Origin of the sequence: Massilia solisilvae (assembly GCF_024753215.1) — a bacterium.
Taxonomy (GTDB): Bacteria; Pseudomonadota; Gammaproteobacteria; order Burkholderiales; family Burkholderiaceae_D; genus Telluria; species Telluria solisilvae.
In genome coordinates this window covers 1,609,270-1,625,572 of sequence record NZ_JANUGV010000001.1, presented here as the reverse complement: position 1 = coordinate 1,625,572, position 16,303 = coordinate 1,609,270, and the positions used below count along the sequence as shown (strand labels likewise).

Sequence of the window (16,303 nt, the reverse complement as noted above, 5' to 3'; positions counted from 1 at the left end):
TAGAATCAGGACTGAGGAGAGACCATGAACATCAACCCGATCCAGCTGTTCGATGCCGAGTCATCGACCTTCACCTACATCCTGTGCGGCCCGGACAGCCGCGAGGCGGTGATCATCGACCCGGTCGATCACAACCTCGAGCGCGACCTGGCGCACATTGAACGCCTTGGCCTGACGCTGGCCTACGTGCTCGAGACCCACGCGCATGCCGACCACGTCACCTCGGCCGGCAAGCTGCGCGAACTGACCGGCGCCAAGGCCTGCGTGCCCAGCGGCTGCGGCATCCCGCCGGCCGAAGTACAGCTGAACGACGGCGACGTGATCCGCTTTGGCGCGGGCGAGACGATCTCGGTGCTGCACACGCCGGGCCACACCGCCGGCAGCATGAGCTACGTCTGGCGCGGCAACGCGTTCACCGGCGACACCCTCCTCATCGACGGCTGCGGGCGCACCGACTTCCAGAGCGGCAGCGCCGACGCCTTGTACGACAGCGTGACCAACAAGCTGTTCACGCTGCCGGAAGACACGCGCATCTGGCCGGGCCACGACTACAAGGGCCAGTCGGTCTCCACGATCGGCTGGGAAAAGCGTCACAACGCGCGCCTTGCCAACCGCACCCGGGTTGAATTTGCCGAGGTGATGGCCGCGCTCAACCTGCCGCGTCCGAAGCTGATCGACGTGGCCGTACCTGCCAACCGCAACCTGGGGCTTTCACATGGCGCATGAACGACAATTCCCGGAACCGGCCGCGACCTGGGACCAGCGCTTCAGTCAGCCGGGCTACGTGTTCGGGACCGAACCGAACGCCTTCCTCGCCAACCAGCGCGCCCTGTTCGAGCCGGGCAAGCGCGTGCTGGCCGTGGCCGACGGCGAAGGCCGCAACAGCGTCTGGCTTGCCCGGCAGGGTCTGGCCGTGGACGCATTCGACATTTCGCCGGTGGGCGTGGCCAAGGCGCGCGAGCTGGCGCGCCAGGGCGGCGTGGCCGTCAACTACCAGGTGTCCGATTGCGACGGGTGGAACTGGGAGCCGCAAACCTACGATTACGTGGTGGCGATTTTCATCCAGTTCGCCGATCCGGCCATGCGGGAGCGACTGTTCGCCAACATGGCGCGCGCGCTCAAGCCCGGTGGCTACCTTGTCCTGCAGGGCTACACCCCCAAACAGCTGGATTACAACACCGGCGGGCCCGGCATCCTCGAGCACCTGTACACGCCCGAGCTGCTGCGCGCGGCGTTTGCCGACCTGGAGATGGTGGAGCTGCGCGAGTACGAGGCGCAGCTGAACGAAGGCTCGCGCCACATCGGACCGTCGGCCCTGATCGGCCTGGTGGCCCGCCGCCGTTAGTCTGCGCCCCTAGCGCTCCATCGCCAGCGTGCGGATGTCGTTCACCAGCACCTCGGGGTTGAGGAACGAGGTCGAATAGATCTCGCGCACGTAGCCGCGCCGGTCCAGCAGGTACACCTTCAGCACGTGGCTCAAGACCGGCGCGCGCTGGCCCGGCGGCTGCGCCGCCAGCCGCACATCCTGCCCGAACCCGTCCAGCATCGGCGCCAGCTCGCGGCCCGAGCGCGCGGTCAGGAAGTGCCAGCGCAGGGCGCGGCGGTCGCGCGCGTCCTCGCCGCCATAGCTGCGCATCGCGGCGGGGGTGTCGTACTCCGGGTCAAAGCTCATGCTCACGAATTGCACCTGTGCGGCCAGCGCCGGATCGGCCAGGATCGCCTGCTTCACGCTGTGCATCGTCGCGTAGGCCAACGGGCAGCCGCGCGCGTCGGTACAGTAGGTGTAGATGAACGAGAACAGCGTCACCTTCCCGGTCGTGAACTCGGACAGCCGGTGCGCCCCACCGTCGCTGTCCAGCACCACGCCCTCCGGCGCGCGCATGATGCGTTCGAGCCGGTAGCTGCCGGGCGGCGGCAGCGTCAGCGCCTGGCCCGGCGTGGCGGCCTGCACCGGCGCGCAGCTTGCCATGGCCGCGCGCAGCAGTCCGAGCGCGAGTGCGGCGCGCCCGGCCAGCACCGCGCGACCCGGCCGGCGCCCGGCCATCGCCTACTCCCGGGCCGACGCCACCCGCTGGGGCGTGGCGGCGCCGAACTTCATGTGGTGCGGCCGGCCCAGCCCGAGCCTGGCGAAGTCGAGCTGGAAGACCTCCTTGAGCTCCTTGTCGTCCCACGCATACAGCTTGACGAACTGCTCGTTGTCCGCGCCCTTCTTGTCCCAGTTGGCCAACAGCGAGCTGCTCACGTACAGGCGCTTGCCGTCCCAGCTCTGCGACAGCATGTTCACCTGCGATCCGGTGTGCTTCGCGTAGTCCTCCTTCGGCGCCTCGGGGTTCGACAGGTCGAAATGGTGCGTGATGCCGTCCATGAAGGTGTTCACCCATAGCCCCTTGCCGTCGGCGGACAGCGACAGGTCCACCGGCAGCGGTGTCTTGGCGGGGTCGCCGATCGTGGCCACTTCCCTGGCCTGCCACTGGCCCTGCGCGTCCTTCTTCACCAGCCACAGCTTGGACGTGAGCGCGGTTGCGGTCACCGCCCAGTCGTCGCCCTCGTGCTGCGACCAGCGGATCTCCAGCGGCGCACCGGGCACCTTGAACACCTTCTCCGGCTTCATGGCCTTCAGGTTCCACAGCACCATGGTGTTGCCGAAGTTGCCCATCGCCGTCTTGTTCTTGATGAGCGTGCCCAGGTCCATCATGTAGTTGGTGTGGCCGGTAAAGCTGGAAGTGAGCATGGCGTTCTTCGCCGGATTGATCGCGATGTCATAGCCGTAGCCGTCGCCGCCCATGCTTGTCGGCAGCGGGTATTTGGTGATGTACTCGCCCTTGTTGTTGTACAGCGCCATACCGGTCACACCGCCATGGTCCTTGGTGTTCGACAACGCCCCGACCAGCATGCGCCCCGGCAGCGCGTAGAAGGTGTGCGGGCCGACATAGCCGCTCTTCGCCGGCAGGTCGGTGATGGTCTTCACCAGCTTTGGCCTGGCCGGGTCGGTGTGGATGTCGAACACGTAGATCTTGCTGTCGTCCAGGCCGCCCGCCCACAAAAAGCGGCGGTCGTCGGTGAAGCCGGCGTGGTGCGCCTCGCCGCGCCCGCCCACGGGCAGTTGCGCGATCACCTTGCCGAACTGCTTCGAGCGCGGGTTCACGTCCACCGTGACCAGCTTGTCCGAGCCATCGCCGATGCCGGGCACACCCAGCGTCCACACGTACAGGTAGTCCTCCTGCCCCTTGATCAGGTTGGACAGGTACGGGGAATTGCAGGTCTCGTCGGCCCGCGCGCCCTGGAAGCAGGCGGCAATGGCGAGGGTCATGAGGGCTAAGGCGGCACGGGATGTTTGGCGCACGGCAGTCTCCTTGGTGAACGACGGCGGCCGGGCTGGCACGCCGGGCGGGTATCCCGGCATTGTTTCCGAGGTGCTCAAGTGCCAATTGAGATAAATCAAAACGCGGCGCCATGCGTTGTTGCGCCACGTCATATGGTCAACTCAGCCGTTCTTAATCTGCGCCAAGGGCTGGGGCCTGGGCCTCGCCAATACTGGACAGGATGACAACCCTATCTAGTTGATTATTCAGGGAAAAATTCCGAAACGAAACAATTTCCTTCAGCAAGGAGAATCATGATGAAGCGGCCATTCGAAGCACTTGCCCTCGCCACCCTGACGCTGCTGGCACTGCCGGCGCTCGCGCAGGAATCCGCGTCGATCGACCAGCAAGGCAGCAACGGCACCGCAACGATCAAGCAGGAGCACCTGCTCTCCGGGGCCAGTGCGAGCATCACGCAGGGGCCGGGCTCGGGCAACCTGGGCATCATCGAACAGGCCGGCAACCAGGCCGACGCCGCCATCGACCAGGGGGGCGACAACCAGGCCGCGCGCATCCTGCAGCACAACGATGGCGGCAGCGCCACCATCTTGCAGCACGGCGCGGGCAACTCCGCGGACATTGTGCAGGAGGTCGTTGGCGGCATTGCCAAGGTCCGCCAGGAAGGCCGGGGCAACACCGTCACGATAGCCCAGCGTATCACGGACGCCTTCGCCGACGTCACGCAGCTGGGGACGAACAACAAGGCCAGCATCAGCGAGCTGAACGGGACGATTCTCGGCTCGACGGTCTACCAGAACGGCACAGGCAACGTCGCCGACGTCGATCTCTCGGGTGACGAGAACCAGGCTGGCGCCCACCAGGTGGGGACGGATAACTCAGCGGCAACGAACGTGCACGGCGGCTCGCGCTTATCCGGCATCGTCGACCAGAACGGCAGCAACAACGTCGGCGAGATCGACCTGACCGGCACCACCAGCGCCGCGCAGATATCGCAGACCGGCACCGGAAACAAGGCCTTCATCACCTCGGCCGGCGACGGCAACTTCGCCACCATCGTGCAAGGCGGCCGGAACAATTGGGCCAAGATCGATCAGCTTGGCAATGGGCTGACTGCCACCATCACGCAGAACACCCTTGCCCCGGGTGGCGGCAACTACGCCCGCATCGTGCAGCGGTAATGGCGGAGACAGGAAGATGAGGCGTGCCGGGACCATTGCAGCCGCGGCCCTGGCCTTGCTCTTCGCGAGGATGGCCACGGCCGGCGGTGTGCCTCCGCAACAAGATCCGGTCGAAGGCATTCTGGTCAACCAGACCGTCACGGTGGCGGGACAGGAGTTCCACGCCGCCTTTGCCGCAATGTGGGCAGACAAGCCGGGCGTGGCCGGCTACGCCGTGCTGGTGCGCGAGCGGCCTTCCGCCGCGCGCGGCACCACCATCGAGGTCGAGCACGCGGGCCGCTTGCTGTTCCGCGCCTTTTTGCCGCCCACGCGCGCGCAGGTCCGCCCGCTGGCCGCGCAGGCGGTGGATGCGGCCTACGACGCGGCGCTCGCCAGCCAGGTCCAGCCGCTGCTGCCGGCCGACGGCGACCTCGCGCCCGACGAAATCTAGCAGCGTCAACAGGAGTTCCCATGGCCAAACACTTGTACCTTGCCGCCCTCCTCTGTGCGTGTACGGCTGTCCTTCCGGCCGCCGCAACCGAGCTGGTCTACACGCCCGTCAACCCCGCGTTCGGCGGCAGCCCGCTCAACGGCCCGGGCCTGCTCGCCAGCGCGCAAGCGACCAACAAGCACAAGGACCCGCTCGCTGCGCGCAACTCGCTGCTCGACAAGTCGCCGCTGGAACAGTTCACCGACATGCTGGAGCGCTCGATCCTCAGCCAGCTGTCCGCCGCGGCGATGTCGGGCGTGATCGGGCAGAACGGCAAGCTCCAGCCAGGAACCGTTGACACGGGCAACTTTCGCATCACGATCGTCGATTCCGGCGGCGGCGTGTTGACCATCACCACCACCGACAAGACCACCGGCGCCTCGACGACCTTCCAGATAGGTGGACAATGAAAAACGCTCGCCCCGCCATCAAGCTGTTTGCCGCGCTGTCCGGCGCGCTGGTATGCGCAACGCTGGCCGGCTGCGCCCACGCCCCGTCCGTCGCCCAGTCCGGCGCGCGCCTGACCCCGGCCACCTCCGTCACCCGCGACCTGACCCGCCTGCCGCCGCCGCGCGGCAAGATCAGCGTGGCCGTGTACGGCTTTCGCGACCAGACCGGCCAGTACAAGGCGGCGCCGGACAGCTCGTTCTCCACCGCCGTCACGCAGGGCGCGGCCTCGCTGCTGCTCGGCGCCCTGCAGGCTTCCGGCTGGTTCACCCCGGTCGAGCGCGAGAACCTGCAAGACCTGCTCACCGAACGCAAGATCGCGCGCGCGCTCGAGTCGCCCAAGGAAGCGAACGCCGCGCCGGCGCCGGCCGCAATGCCGCAGCTGGTGTCCGCCGCCATCCTGGTCGAAGGCGGCATCACGGCCTACGAGACCAACGTGCGCACCGGCGGCATTGGCGCCAACTTCCTCGGCATCGGCGCGTCCTCGCAATACCGGGTGGACCAGGTCACCATCACCCTGCGCAGCGTGGACGTGCGCACCGGCGAGGTGCTGAACTCGGTCTCCACCACCAAGACCATCTATTCGTACGAGCTGCACCCAAGCGTGTTCAAGTTCGTCAACTTCAAGGACCTGGCCCAGTTCGAGGCCGGCACCACCCGCAACGAGCCGGCCCAGCTGTGCGTGCGCGAGGCGATCGAGGCGGCGGTCGTGCACCTGGTGGTGCAGGGTTTGAAGGACGGGCGCTGGCAGCTGAAAGACGAAAAGGACTGGTCCGATCCGCTGATCGAAGCCTACCTGAAGGAAGACGGGGCACTGGGCGCCCGCGGTGCGCGCAAGGGCTGATGGGAGCCGCCATGAAGCGCACCGCACAAGCCCTCGCGCATCGAACTGGCCGGTTTGGGCCTGACCGCCTCGATCGTCAAGAACGGCGCCGCAAGCGCCCCTGTCGTCGTGCGCCGCTAGCCGGCACCCGCCACCCACCCCGCTCCAGGCAGCACCTTCATCCCTCACCACAGGAGATCCACCATGAAGCACCCATTCGCCACACTCGCATGCACCGTCCTGGCCCTGAGCGCCCTGCCGGCCTTCGCGTCCGACAATTCGTCCATTACCCAGCAGGGCAGTCTGAGCACCGCCAAGATCACCCAGGGCCGGTTCGTGGTCTCGTTCGAGAGCACTGCTGACATCTTGCAGGGGACCGGCACCAACAACTACGCCGCCGTGGAGCAGACCGGCTACGAGGCGCACGCCGCCGTCACACAGTACGGCAACAACCAGATCGCCCGCGTCAAGCAGGACACCGACGGCTCGCACACGACGATCGTGCAGCGCGGGTCGGACAACGTGGCCGACGTGGACCAGAGCGGCATCCACGAGCTTCACATCAACGTCGAGCAGGATGGCCTGCGCAACATCACTTCCGTCAACCAGAACAACACCATCGGCGCCACCGCCGAGGTGCGCCAGTCCGGCAACGACAACGTGGCCACGATCAACGAGCCGAACTCGGTCGATCCGAACGCGACGATCCACCAGCACGGTTCGTCGAATTTTGCGACCATCGACCTGCCGGCCAACTCGAGCCAGGCCACGGTCAAGCAGGACGGTGTGAGCAACGTGGGACGGATCAGCGAGCAAGGCTTTTCCAATTCGGCCAAGATCGACCAGGCCGGGAACAACAACGTCGCCACCATCGACGTGACCGGCAGCTTCGTCGATGCCACCATCATCCAGCACGGCAACCACAACACCGGCCGCATCACCTCGGTGGGCGATGGCTTCTCGGCAGACCAGACCAACACGGCGACCATTCGCCAGGGTGGCTACGACAACCTGGCCACCATCACCCAGACCAGCGCCGGCACCGCCGGGTACACCGCCACCATCTCCCAGAACTTCACCACGCCCGGCTACGGCAACGTCGCCTCGATCCTGCAGCGCTAGGTTTTGCGCATGGCGTCCGCGCCCCTTCCAGCGAGGGGCCGGCCGTTTTCGCTACCCGCTCGGCCCGCGCCTGATTTAGAATCCGAACCTTCAGCTATTGCCGAGGGTGAATATGTCAGAACCAAAAGAAGGACTCAAGCGCGGGCTCAAGAGCCGCCATATCCAGCTCATCGCCCTCGGCGGCGCAATCGGCACCGGCCTGTTCCTGGGCGTGGCGCAAACGATCAAGATGACCGGCCCGTCGGTCCTGCTCGGCTACGCGATCGGCGGCATGATTGCCTTCCTCATCATGCGCCAGCTCGGCGAAATGGTGGTGGACGAGCCGGTGGCCGGTTCCTTCAGCTACTTTGCCAACAAATACTGCGGCCACCTCGCCGGCTTCGTCACCGGCTGGAACTACTGGGTCCTGTACGTCCTGGTCAGCATGGCCGAGCTGTCGGCGGTCGGCATCTATGTGCAGTACTGGTGGCCGGGCATCCCCACCTGGGTCTCGGCGCTGGCCTTTTTTGCCGTTATCAACGCCATCAGCCTGTTCAACGTGAAAGCGTTCGGCGAAATGGAGTTCTGGTTCGCCCTCATCAAGGTGGTGGCGGTGGTCGGCATGATCGTGTTCGGCCTGTGGCTGTTGCTGTCCGGCGGCGCCGGTCCGCAAGCCAGCGTGTCCAACCTGTGGCGCGATGGCTTCTTCCCGGGCGGCCTGGGCGGTCTGGTGATGGCGATCCCGATGCTGATGTTCTCCTTTGGCGGGCTGGAGCTGATCGGCATCACGGCCGCCGAGGCCGACGACCCGTCGCACTCGATCCCGCGCGCAACCAACCAGGCCATCTACCGCATCCTGATCTTCTACATCGGCGCGCTCGGCGTGTTGCTGTCGCTGTACCCGTGGCAGAAGGTCGCGGCCGGCGGCAGCCCGTTCGTGCTGATCTTCCATGCGCTCAACAGCGACATGGTTGCCAACCTGCTCAACATTGTGGTGCTGACCGCGGCCATGTCCGTGTATAACAGCGGCGTGTATTCGAACAGCCGCATGCTGTATGGCCTGGCCGCGCAGGGCAACGCGCCGCGCGCACTTCTGCGCGTGAACCGGCGCGGGGTGCCGGTGCTGGCGCTGGGCGTGTCTGCACTGGTGACCGGCATTTGCGTGTGCCTGAACTACTTCATGCCAGGTGAGGCGTTTGGCATGCTGATGGGGCTGACCGTGTCCGCGCTGGTGATCAACTGGGGCATGATCAGCTGGATTCACCTGCGCTTTCGCGCCGCCAAGCGCGCTGCGGGCGCGCCGACCGGCTTCCCCAGCCCGGCCGCGCCACTCACCAACTACCTGTGCCTGGGCTTCCTTGCCGCAATGCTGGTCATCATGTGGATCACGCCCGAGCTGCGCGTGTCGGTGATCCTGATCCCGGCCTGGCTGGCGGTGCTGGGCGTGGGCTACTGGCTGCGTCAGCGCAGCGTGGCCACGGTACCCGAACGCGCCAGCGCGGACGTGAGCTGAACGCCCACCGTCACTGGCTGCGCCCCGTAGGGGTGGGCGGTTTCCCGCCCACGCGTCCAACAGCTGCGTGCATCACCACTTCTTGCGCTTTGCCGTCTCCGTACGCGCGTAATACCCCGGCGGCTTTTTTGCCACCCAGGCGATGAAGTTGCGGATATCCTCATGTGCGCGCAAAGCTTCCCAGCTGTGGAAGCGGTCGCGCAGCTCCTTCTCGGTGAACACCGAATGGATTTTCCGGTGGCAGATCTTGTGCACCGGGAACTGCTCTTTTCCCTTGTAGGTCTTCGGCACCAGGTGGTGCCGGTCGATGTTTTCGGTCCCCAGGGCACGCCCGCACAGCGGGCAAATCGGCTCGTTCATGCAGCAACTTTACCGCGATCAGCCCGCGCACGTCCCGCCCGGACCAGGATGCGTGCTGCATAGCAACATGAAAATATCTGCGATATCGCCACTCGTGCGCTGCTGGACGCTTTATCATCGCGCTTGCCGCAAGTCACCTCACAAGGGAGAAGCGTATTTATGAGCCAGAGTAAGCCTCTGTCGCTGCATGTACCGGAGCCATCCGGCCGGCCCGGCTGCAAGACTGATTTTTCATACCTGCAGGTCAGCCCCGCGGGATCAGTGCGTCGTCCACCCATTGACGTACTGCCATCCGAAACGGGCGATCTTGCCTCCACCATGATCCGCGTACTCGACGACGACGGCAATGCCGTTGGTCCGTGGGCGCCGGATCTCGACCGTGAAACGCTGCGCTTCGGCCTGCGCACGATGATGAAAACGCGCATTTTCGACGCGCGCATGGTCATCGCCCAGCGCCAGAAGAAGCTGTCGTTCTACATGACCTCCCTTGGCGAGGAAGCGATCGGCACCGCCCATTCGCTCGCGCTCAAGGATGGCGACATGAACTTCCCGACCTACCGCCAGCAAAGCCTGCTGATGGCGCGCGAGTATCCGATGAAGGACATGATCTGCCAGCTGCTGTCCAACGAAGCGGACCCCATGAAGGGCCGCCAGCTGCCCGTCATGTACTCGGTGCGCGAAAAAGGTTTCTTCACCATTTCCGGCAACCTGGCCACCCAGTACCCGCAAGCCGTGGGCTGGGCCATGGCCTCGGCCATCAAGGGCGACACAAAAATCGCGTCGGCCTGGATCGGCGACGGCGCCACCGCCGAATCGGACTTCTACACCGCCCTCACCTTCGCCCACGTGTACAACGCGCCGGTGATCCTGAACGTGGTTAACAACCAGTGGGCCATCTCCACCTTCCAGCACATCGCTGGCGGCGAGAGCGTCACCTTTGCCACTCGCGGCGTGGGCACCGGCATCGCCTCGCTGCGCGTGGACGGCAACGACTTTTTGGCCGTGTACGCGGCCTCGTGCTGGGCTGCCGAGCGCACCCGCGGCGGCCATGGCCCGGCCCTGATCGAATGGGTCACCTACCGCGCCGGCCCCCACTCCACTTCCGACGACCCGTCGCGCTACCGCCCCGCCGACGACTGGTCGTGGTTCCCGCTGGGCGACCCGATCGCCCGGCTGCGCCGCCACCTGACCAACAAGGGCTGGTGGAGCGACGAGGAACATGACAAGGTACAGGCCGAACTGGAAGCCGAAGTGCTCGCCGCCCAAAAAGAGGCCGAGCAGCACGGCACCCTGATCGACGGCCGTGTGCCGAGCGCCGCAACGATGTTCGAGGACGTGTACAAGGACATGCCCGAACACCTGCGCCAGCAACGCCAACAACTGGGAGTGTGACCGTGGCACGCGACGACGATAAACCAAGCAAAGTCGTGCCGATGACGATGATTCAGGCGCTGCGCAGCGCCATGAACGTCATGCTCGAGCGTGACAGCAATACCGTGATCTACGGCCAGGACGTTGGCTACTTCGGCGGCGTGTTCCGCTGCACCGACGGCCTGCAGGCCAAGTACGGCAAGACCCGCGTGTTCGACGCGCCGATCTCCGAAGGCGGCATCGTCGGCACCGCGGTCGGCATGGCCGCCTACGGCCTGCGCCCGGTGGTGGAGATCCAGTTCGCCGACTATTTTTACCCGGCGACCGACCAGATCGTGTCCGAGGCTGCGCGCCTGCGCTACCGCTCGGCCGGCGATTTTTCGGCCCCGCTCACCATCCGCATGCCCTGCGGCGGCGGCATCTACGGCGGCCAGACCCACAGCCAGAGCCCGGAAGCGTTCTTCACCCACGTGTGCGGCCTGCGCACGGTGATGCCGTCCAATCCGATCGATGCCAAGGGCCTGCTGATCGCCTCGATCGAGAACGACGACCCGGTGATCTTCCTCGAACCCAAGCGCCTGTATAACGGCCCCTTCGACGGCCATCACGACCGTCCGGTCGTGCCCTGGTCCAAGCACCCGATGGGCGAAGTCCCCGAAGGCTACTACACGACCCCGCTCGACAAGGCGGCCGTGTTCCGTCCCGGCGCCGACCTGACCGTGCTCACCTACGGCACCATGGTCTGGGTGTCGGAGGCTGCCGCCAAGGAGACCGGCATCGATGCCGAGATCATCGACCTGCGCACCCTGTGGCCGCTCGACCTGGAAACCATCGTCGCCTCGGTCAACAAGACCGGCCGCTGCGTGGTCGTGCACGAAGCCACGAAGACCAGCGGCTTTGGCGCCGAACTGGCCGCGCTGGTGCAGGAACACTGCTTCTACCACCTCGAAGCGCCAATCGAGCGCGTGTGCGGTTTCGATACCCCGTACCCGCACGCGCAGGAGTGGGCGTACTTCCCGGGCCCCGACCGCGTGGGCGCGGCATTCAAACGTGCGATGGAGAGGTGATATGGGCATTCATGTAATCAAAATGCCCGACCTGGGCGAAGGCATTGCAGAAGTTGAAGTCGTCGAATGGCACGTCAAGCCCGGCGACACGATCAAGGAAGACCAGGTGCTGGCCGACGTGATGACCGACAAGGCCACCGTCGAAATCCCGTCGCCGGTGCACGGCACGGTCACTTCGCTCGGCTGCGCCGTGGGCCAGTCGATGGCAGTTGGCGCCGAGCTGATTCGCCTGGAAGTGGAAGGCGCCGGCAACCACTCGGCCGACAAGGACAAGGTCCCGGCCCCGGTCTCGGCGCAGGACGCGGTGGCCGAACAACAGGCCGGCGAGCCCGTTGCGGTGAACGCGGAAGGCAAGCCAACCGGTAGGGTGGGCAGCTCCGCTGCCCACGCGTCCAACACAGGCACGCAGACCGGTAGCGTGGGCACTCATGCCCATGCGCAGGCACGCCCCGCAACCGCACCGCGCCCTGTCGCCCCCGTGGTCGCCCTGCGCCCCGCTGGCGAAAAACCGCTGGCCGCGCCCGCGGTTCGCCAGCGCGCCTGGGACATGGGCATCGAGCTGCAATACGTGATGGGCAGCGGCCCGGCCGGCCGCATCACGCACGCCGACCTGGACGCCTACGTCGAAACGCGCCAGCGCGGCGGTGGCGGCATGGGCGGCGCGGACACGCGCTACGCCGAGCTGCAGGGCGAACAGGCGGTGCCGGTGATCGGCCTGCGCCGCAAGATCGCCGAGAAGATGCAGGAAGCGAAACGCCGCATCCCGCACTTCACGTATGTGGAAGAGGTCGACGTCACCGAACTGGAACTGCTGCGCACGCAACTGAACAGCCGCTACGGCGAAGAGCGCGGCAAGCTCACCCTGCTGCCGCTGCTGATGCGCGCGGTGGTGCTCGCGATCCGCAAGTTCCCCGAGGTGAACGCGCGCTACGACGACGACGCTGGCGTGGTCACCCGCTACAACCCGGTCCACCTCGGCATCGCGACCCAGACCGACACCGGCCTGATGGTGCCCGTGGTGCGCAATGCCGAGGCGCGCGACCCGTGGTCCAGCGCCTCCGAAATCGTGCGCCTGGCGGACGCGGCTCGTAACGGCAAGGCGCTGCGCGAAGAGCTCTCCGGTTCGACCATCACCATCACCAGCCTTGGCCCCCTGGGCGGTATCGTCACCACACCGGTCATCAACTGGCCGGAGGTGGCGATCATCGGCGTGAACCGCATCGTCGAAAAGCCGGTGATCAGGAACGGCGGCATGGTGGCGCGCAAGACGATGAACCTGTCGTCCTCGTTCGACCACCGCGTCATCGACGGCATGGTGGCCGCCGAGTTCGTGCAAACCATCCGTGGCTATCTCGAGTGCCCGGCAACTCTGTTTGTGGAATGAGCATATGAATTCTGTTTCGACGACCCTGCTCGTGATCGGCGGCGGCCCCGGTGGCTACGTGGCCGCGATCCGCGCCGGTCAGCTCGGCATCCCCACCATCCTGGTCGAGGCCGAGCACCTGGGCGGCACCTGCCTGAACATCGGCTGCATCCCGTCCAAGGCCCTGATCCACGCGGCCGAGGAATTCGAGAAGGCCCGCCACTACGCCGACAATTCGCCGCTCGGCATCGCGGTGTCCGGCGTGAAGATCGACGTCGCCCGCACCGTTGAATGGAAGGACGGCATCGTCAGGCGCCTGACCGGCGGCGTGGGCGCCCTGCTGCGCAAGCACGGCGTGCAAGTCATCAAGGGCTGGGCGCGCATCGTGGACGGCAAGACCGTCGAGGTGACCGAACCTGGCGCTGCGGAGGGCAGCATGCGCATCCGTTGCGAGCACCTTCTGCTGGCAACCGGCTCGCAGGCCGTGGAGCTGCCGTTCATGCCGTTCGGCGGCGCGGTCATCTCCAGCACCGAGGCGCTTTCGCCCGAGACGCTGCCGCAACGCCTGGTGGTGGTGGGCGCCGGCTACATCGGCCTGGAACTGGGCATCGCCTACCGCAAGCTGGGCGCGCAGGTGTCCGTGGTGGAGGCGATGGACCGCATCCTGCCGGCCTACGACGAAGAGCTGGTCAAGCCGGTTGCGGCATCGCTCAAGCGCCTGGGCATCGAGGTGCACCTGAACACCAGCGTGCTGGGCATGACCGAAGCCGGCGACGCGGTGCGCGTGCGTGGCGCTGCCGGCGGCTACGAATCGCAGCTGGAAGCGGACCGCGTGCTGGTGGCGGTCGGCCGCAAGCCGCGCACCAAGGGCTATGGCCTGGAAAGCCTGCTGCTGGACATGAACGGTCGCGCGGTCCGCATCGACAACCAGTGCCGCACCTCGATGCGCAACGTCTGGGCCATCGGCGACATCACCGGCGAGCCGATGCTGGCGCACCGCGCGATGGCGCAGGGCGAGATGGTGGCCGAGATCATCGCCGGCAAGCGCCGCCACTTCGCTCCCAGCGCGATTCCCGCGGTGTGCTACACCGACCCCGAGGTGGTGGTGGTCGGCCTCACGCCGCAGGAAGCCGAGCGCAACGGCCTTGAATGCGTGACTGCCAACTTCCCGTTCGCCGCCAACGGCCGGGCGATGACGATCGAAAGCACGGACGGCTTCGTGCGCGTGGTCGCGCGCAAGGACAACCACCTGATCGTCGGCTGGCAGGCGGTAGGTCGCGGCGTGTCCGAACTGTCGGCCGCGTTCTCGCAGTCGATCGAGCTGGGCGCGCAGCTCGAGGATGTCGCGGGCACGATCCACGCGCACCCGACCCTGGGCGAAGCGGTGCAGGAAGCCGCGCTGCGCGCCCTGGGCCACGCCTTGCACATCTGAAGCACCCGTCGTCCCGGCGCAAGCCGGGACCCATGCTGAACGTGAACCGTCGCGGCAGGTCACCGACCGCCCGGACGCACGCTCAGCATGGATTTCCGGCCTTCGCCGGAATGACGGTGTTTTTTCGCGCGCGCGGCCCCAACTGCGCGGCCGCATTTTCCTTACGAAAACGAATCCTGCACTTTGGTCAACACGTTTGATCAGGTGCACAGTGCGGCTCGATCTCGCACAATAGCCGGCCTCCTGCGGAACCCTAGACTGGATTAGCAACTTTACAACCAGTTCCCGCTTCCGGAGGTTCCCATGATCTCCCTCAAACGTAGCGCGGCCGCATTCCTCGCCCTCGCGGCAATCCTCATCGCTCCCGCCCGCTGTGCCCTGTTCATCGCCGCCCATCCCGACGACGTGCCGCTGATGATGCACAAGAACGCGGCAACCGACGTGGCCACCGGCTACCCGACCGTATTCGTGCTGACCACGGCCGGCGACGCCGCCAACGGCACCGGCTACGCCAACAACACGATGCGCATTCCCTACTACCGGGCGCGGCTCAGGGCGTTCGAGTCCATCGTCCATTTCTGGCAGGGCCTGAACCCGGACGTGCCAGCGCCGGTGCCGCTCAGGACGACCGAACTCATCGCAGGCAAGGCCATCGAGACTGTCCACATGGGCAACGTGGTGATGTACCACCTGAACCTGCCCGACGACATGAGCTTGCAGCAGCTCGCCACCGGCCGGCTAGGGATGGTGACGAGTCTGAACCCGGTCAACACCTACACGTTGGCAGAGCTGAAGGAAGTGATGCGCGAGATCGTCCGGATCAACAACCGCGCCGCCGCCATGGTCAACCTGAACACGCAGGACCCGGACACGCGCTGGAACCCCGGCGACCATACCGACCACGTCGCAACCGGCATGATCGTGAACGCCGCGATCACCGAGTCGCCGCAGATGCGCTGCGTGAACCTGTTGTTCTACCGGGGTTACGTGATCCAGAACTTTGCGCCGACCTACACCCAGGAAGAGACCAGGCTGCACCAGGCCACGCTGGGCGCGCTCAATGCCGCCCTGGTTGCCAACGGCAACCGCAGTACCTGGGACGCGTTCCACAACAACTTCGTGGGGCGGATGGATTTTCGCGGCGTGCCGGGCGCGGGCTACTGTAACTTCTGACCGGCTCAGGCAGGGCTGGACGCGCGCGCGAGCACCATGCCCAGGCGGAGGGCCGTTTCCGTGACCTCTTCCAGCGGCGGCCAATAGCCCTGCTCGATCCAGCGCAGCGCGATGTGGATCACCCCGCCGATCACGCCAGCCTGCAGCAGCTCGTCGTCCTGGCTGCCCGGCGGCGCCACCACGCGCGCGACCTGGCGCCCGACATCGCGCAGCGCCGCATCGAAGGCCTTGTCCACCTCACGGCTCACGCCGCGCATCTCCACCAGGAACACGCGCGCCGAACGCGGGTCGCGCTGCAGTGCCGCGAAATAGGTGCCCAGCAGCGCGCGCGCACGCTCCCTGCGGCTGCGTCCCGCGGCCTGCGCCGCCGCCAGCACCTCGCCGACGACCGAGAACGTCACCGCGTTAAAGCCGGCGATCAGGAGCTCGTCGCTGTTGGCGAACGATTCGTAAAAATAGCGTTCCGTGAGCCCGGCCGCCTCGCATACCGCCTTGACGGTGGCCTGCCGGTAGCCGCGCTCGCCGTACACCGCCACCGCAGCCTCGATCAGGCGCCGGCGCCGCTGCGCACGCCGCTCGTCCGGGGCCACGCCGCGGTACGGGCGCGATGGTAAGGAGTCTGGAGTCATCCCTCTATTTTGGCACAGGTTGTTGCAACCGGATTTCTGACAATGTACAGTGTC

General features: G+C 66.3%; 17 protein-coding genes. 13 read left to right on the top strand and 4 right to left on the bottom strand.

The genetic code is table 11. The features are described from left to right. Positions 1-24: 24 nt before the first annotated feature. Together NX773_RS07335 and NX773_RS07330 are read left to right on the top strand one after the other, a co-directional pair. On the top strand, positions 25-726 hold the full coding sequence (locus NX773_RS07335; RefSeq protein WP_307728444.1) for an MBL fold metallo-hydrolase: 702 nt from the start codon (positions 25-27) through the stop codon (positions 724-726). After that, the gene (locus NX773_RS07330) at positions 716-1,345 is read left to right on the top strand and encodes a class I SAM-dependent methyltransferase (protein WP_258855653.1); all 630 of its coding nucleotides are present in this window, start codon (positions 716-718) and stop codon (positions 1,343-1,345) included. The genes NX773_RS07335 and NX773_RS07330 overlap by 11 nt, the downstream gene beginning before the upstream one ends. A gap of 9 nt (positions 1,346-1,354) precedes the next feature. Here NX773_RS07330 and NX773_RS07325 read toward each other — a convergent pair whose 3' ends face one another. Next, on the bottom strand, positions 1,355-2,044 hold the full coding sequence (locus NX773_RS07325) for an SCO family protein (protein ID WP_258855652.1): 690 nt from the start codon (positions 2,042-2,044) through the stop codon (positions 1,355-1,357). 3 nt (positions 2,045-2,047) lie between these two features. Beyond that, positions 2,048-3,343, bottom strand: coding sequence for a methanethiol oxidase (mtoX, locus tag NX773_RS07320; protein WP_370662222.1), 1,296 nt, complete (start codon positions 3,341-3,343; stop codon positions 2,048-2,050). Positions 3,344-3,616: 273 nt separating this feature from the next. On the opposite strand from mtoX, the gene NX773_RS07315 reads away from it, so the two are divergent. The 6 genes from NX773_RS07315 to NX773_RS07290 all read left to right on the top strand — a co-directional run bounded on the left by NX773_RS07315 (position 3,617) and on the right by NX773_RS07290 (position 8,854). Then, a complete protein-coding gene (locus NX773_RS07315; RefSeq protein ID WP_258855651.1) occupies positions 3,617-4,501 on the top strand; it encodes a hypothetical protein in 885 nt (294 codons plus the stop codon). Positions 4,502-4,517: 16 nt separating this feature from the next. Next, on the top strand, positions 4,518-4,931 hold the full coding sequence (locus NX773_RS07310; RefSeq protein ID WP_258855650.1) for a CsgE family curli-type amyloid fiber assembly protein: 414 nt from the start codon (positions 4,518-4,520) through the stop codon (positions 4,929-4,931). A 20-nt stretch (positions 4,932-4,951) separates the two neighbouring features. Continuing rightward, positions 4,952-5,380, top strand: coding sequence for a curli assembly protein CsgF (locus NX773_RS07305; protein ID WP_258855649.1), 429 nt, complete (start codon positions 4,952-4,954; stop codon positions 5,378-5,380). Next, positions 5,377-6,261, top strand: coding sequence for a CsgG/HfaB family protein (locus tag NX773_RS07300; RefSeq protein WP_258855648.1), 885 nt, complete (start codon positions 5,377-5,379; stop codon positions 6,259-6,261). Before NX773_RS07305 ends, NX773_RS07300 begins: the two co-directional genes overlap by 4 nt. Positions 6,262-6,444: 183 nt before the next feature. After that, complete coding sequence (locus tag NX773_RS07295; protein WP_258855647.1) at positions 6,445-7,362, top strand: hypothetical protein; 918 nt, start codon at positions 6,445-6,447, stop codon at positions 7,360-7,362. A 112-nt stretch (positions 7,363-7,474) separates the two neighbouring features. Next, a complete protein-coding gene (locus NX773_RS07290; protein ID WP_258855646.1) occupies positions 7,475-8,854 on the top strand; it encodes an amino acid permease in 1,380 nt (459 codons plus the stop codon). A gap of 72 nt (positions 8,855-8,926) precedes the next feature. Here NX773_RS07290 and NX773_RS07285 read toward each other — a convergent pair whose 3' ends face one another. Then, positions 8,927-9,214: a hypothetical protein gene (locus NX773_RS07285; protein ID WP_258855645.1), complete on the bottom strand. Its 288-nt coding sequence runs from the start codon at positions 9,212-9,214 to the stop codon at positions 8,927-8,929. Between the two features lie 159 nt (positions 9,215-9,373). On the opposite strand from NX773_RS07285, the gene NX773_RS07280 reads away from it, so the two are divergent. The 5 genes from NX773_RS07280 to NX773_RS07260 all read left to right on the top strand — a co-directional run bounded on the left by NX773_RS07280 (position 9,374) and on the right by NX773_RS07260 (position 15,620). After that, positions 9,374-10,606 carry a 3-methyl-2-oxobutanoate dehydrogenase (2-methylpropanoyl-transferring) subunit alpha gene (locus NX773_RS07280; RefSeq protein WP_258855644.1) on the top strand — a complete coding sequence of 411 codons (1,233 nt, stop codon included), beginning with the start codon at positions 9,374-9,376 and terminating at the stop codon, positions 10,604-10,606. Positions 10,607-10,647: 41 nt separating this feature from the next. Next, positions 10,648-11,652: an alpha-ketoacid dehydrogenase subunit beta gene (locus tag NX773_RS07275; RefSeq protein ID WP_258855861.1), complete on the top strand. Its 1,005-nt coding sequence runs from the start codon at positions 10,648-10,650 to the stop codon at positions 11,650-11,652. Between the two features lies 1 nt (position 11,653). Beyond that, on the top strand, positions 11,654-13,036 hold the full coding sequence (locus NX773_RS07270; protein WP_258855643.1) for a dihydrolipoamide acetyltransferase family protein: 1,383 nt from the start codon (positions 11,654-11,656) through the stop codon (positions 13,034-13,036). Positions 13,037-13,040: 4 nt separating this feature from the next. Continuing rightward, positions 13,041-14,447 carry a dihydrolipoyl dehydrogenase gene (gene lpdA / locus NX773_RS07265; protein ID WP_258855642.1) on the top strand — a complete coding sequence of 469 codons (1,407 nt, stop codon included), beginning with the start codon at positions 13,041-13,043 and terminating at the stop codon, positions 14,445-14,447. Positions 14,448-14,750: 303 nt separating this feature from the next. Further along, positions 14,751-15,620, top strand: a complete 870-nt coding sequence (locus tag NX773_RS07260) for a PIG-L family deacetylase (RefSeq protein WP_258855641.1) — start codon at positions 14,751-14,753, stop codon at positions 15,618-15,620. A gap of 5 nt (positions 15,621-15,625) precedes the next feature. On the opposite strand, the gene NX773_RS07255 is transcribed toward NX773_RS07260, so the two are convergent. Continuing rightward, entirely contained in the window at positions 15,626-16,249 is a 624-nt protein-coding gene (locus tag NX773_RS07255; protein WP_258855640.1) for a TetR/AcrR family transcriptional regulator, read from the bottom strand. Positions 16,250-16,303 lie beyond the last annotated feature (54 nt).

Coding starts and splice junctions, on each gene's coding strand:
- NX773_RS07285 (WP_258855645.1), bottom strand. CDS start 9,214: ATGAACGAGCCGATTTGCCCGCTGTGCGGGCGTGCCCTGGGGACCGAA.
- NX773_RS07260 (WP_258855641.1), top strand. CDS start 14,751: ATGATCTCCCTCAAACGTAGCGCGGCCGCATTCCTCGCCCTCGCGGCA.
- NX773_RS07335 (WP_307728444.1), top strand. CDS start 25: ATGAACATCAACCCGATCCAGCTGTTCGATGCCGAGTCATCGACCTTC.
- NX773_RS07315 (WP_258855651.1), top strand. CDS start 3,617: ATGATGAAGCGGCCATTCGAAGCACTTGCCCTCGCCACCCTGACGCTG.
- NX773_RS07280 (WP_258855644.1), top strand. CDS start 9,374: ATGAGCCAGAGTAAGCCTCTGTCGCTGCATGTACCGGAGCCATCCGGC.
- NX773_RS07295 (WP_258855647.1), top strand. CDS start 6,445: ATGAAGCACCCATTCGCCACACTCGCATGCACCGTCCTGGCCCTGAGC.
- lpdA (WP_258855642.1), top strand. CDS start 13,041: ATGAATTCTGTTTCGACGACCCTGCTCGTGATCGGCGGCGGCCCCGGT.
- NX773_RS07275 (WP_258855861.1), top strand. CDS start 10,648: ATGACGATGATTCAGGCGCTGCGCAGCGCCATGAACGTCATGCTCGAG.
- NX773_RS07255 (WP_258855640.1), bottom strand. CDS start 16,249: ATGACTCCAGACTCCTTACCATCGCGCCCGTACCGCGGCGTGGCCCCG.
- NX773_RS07325 (WP_258855652.1), bottom strand. CDS start 2,044: ATGGCCGGGCGCCGGCCGGGTCGCGCGGTGCTGGCCGGGCGCGCCGCA.
- NX773_RS07290 (WP_258855646.1), top strand. CDS start 7,475: ATGTCAGAACCAAAAGAAGGACTCAAGCGCGGGCTCAAGAGCCGCCAT.
- NX773_RS07300 (WP_258855648.1), top strand. CDS start 5,377: ATGAAAAACGCTCGCCCCGCCATCAAGCTGTTTGCCGCGCTGTCCGGC.
- NX773_RS07270 (WP_258855643.1), top strand. CDS start 11,654: ATGGGCATTCATGTAATCAAAATGCCCGACCTGGGCGAAGGCATTGCA.
- NX773_RS07310 (WP_258855650.1), top strand. CDS start 4,518: ATGAGGCGTGCCGGGACCATTGCAGCCGCGGCCCTGGCCTTGCTCTTC.
- NX773_RS07305 (WP_258855649.1), top strand. CDS start 4,952: ATGGCCAAACACTTGTACCTTGCCGCCCTCCTCTGTGCGTGTACGGCT.
- NX773_RS07330 (WP_258855653.1), top strand. CDS start 716: ATGGCGCATGAACGACAATTCCCGGAACCGGCCGCGACCTGGGACCAG.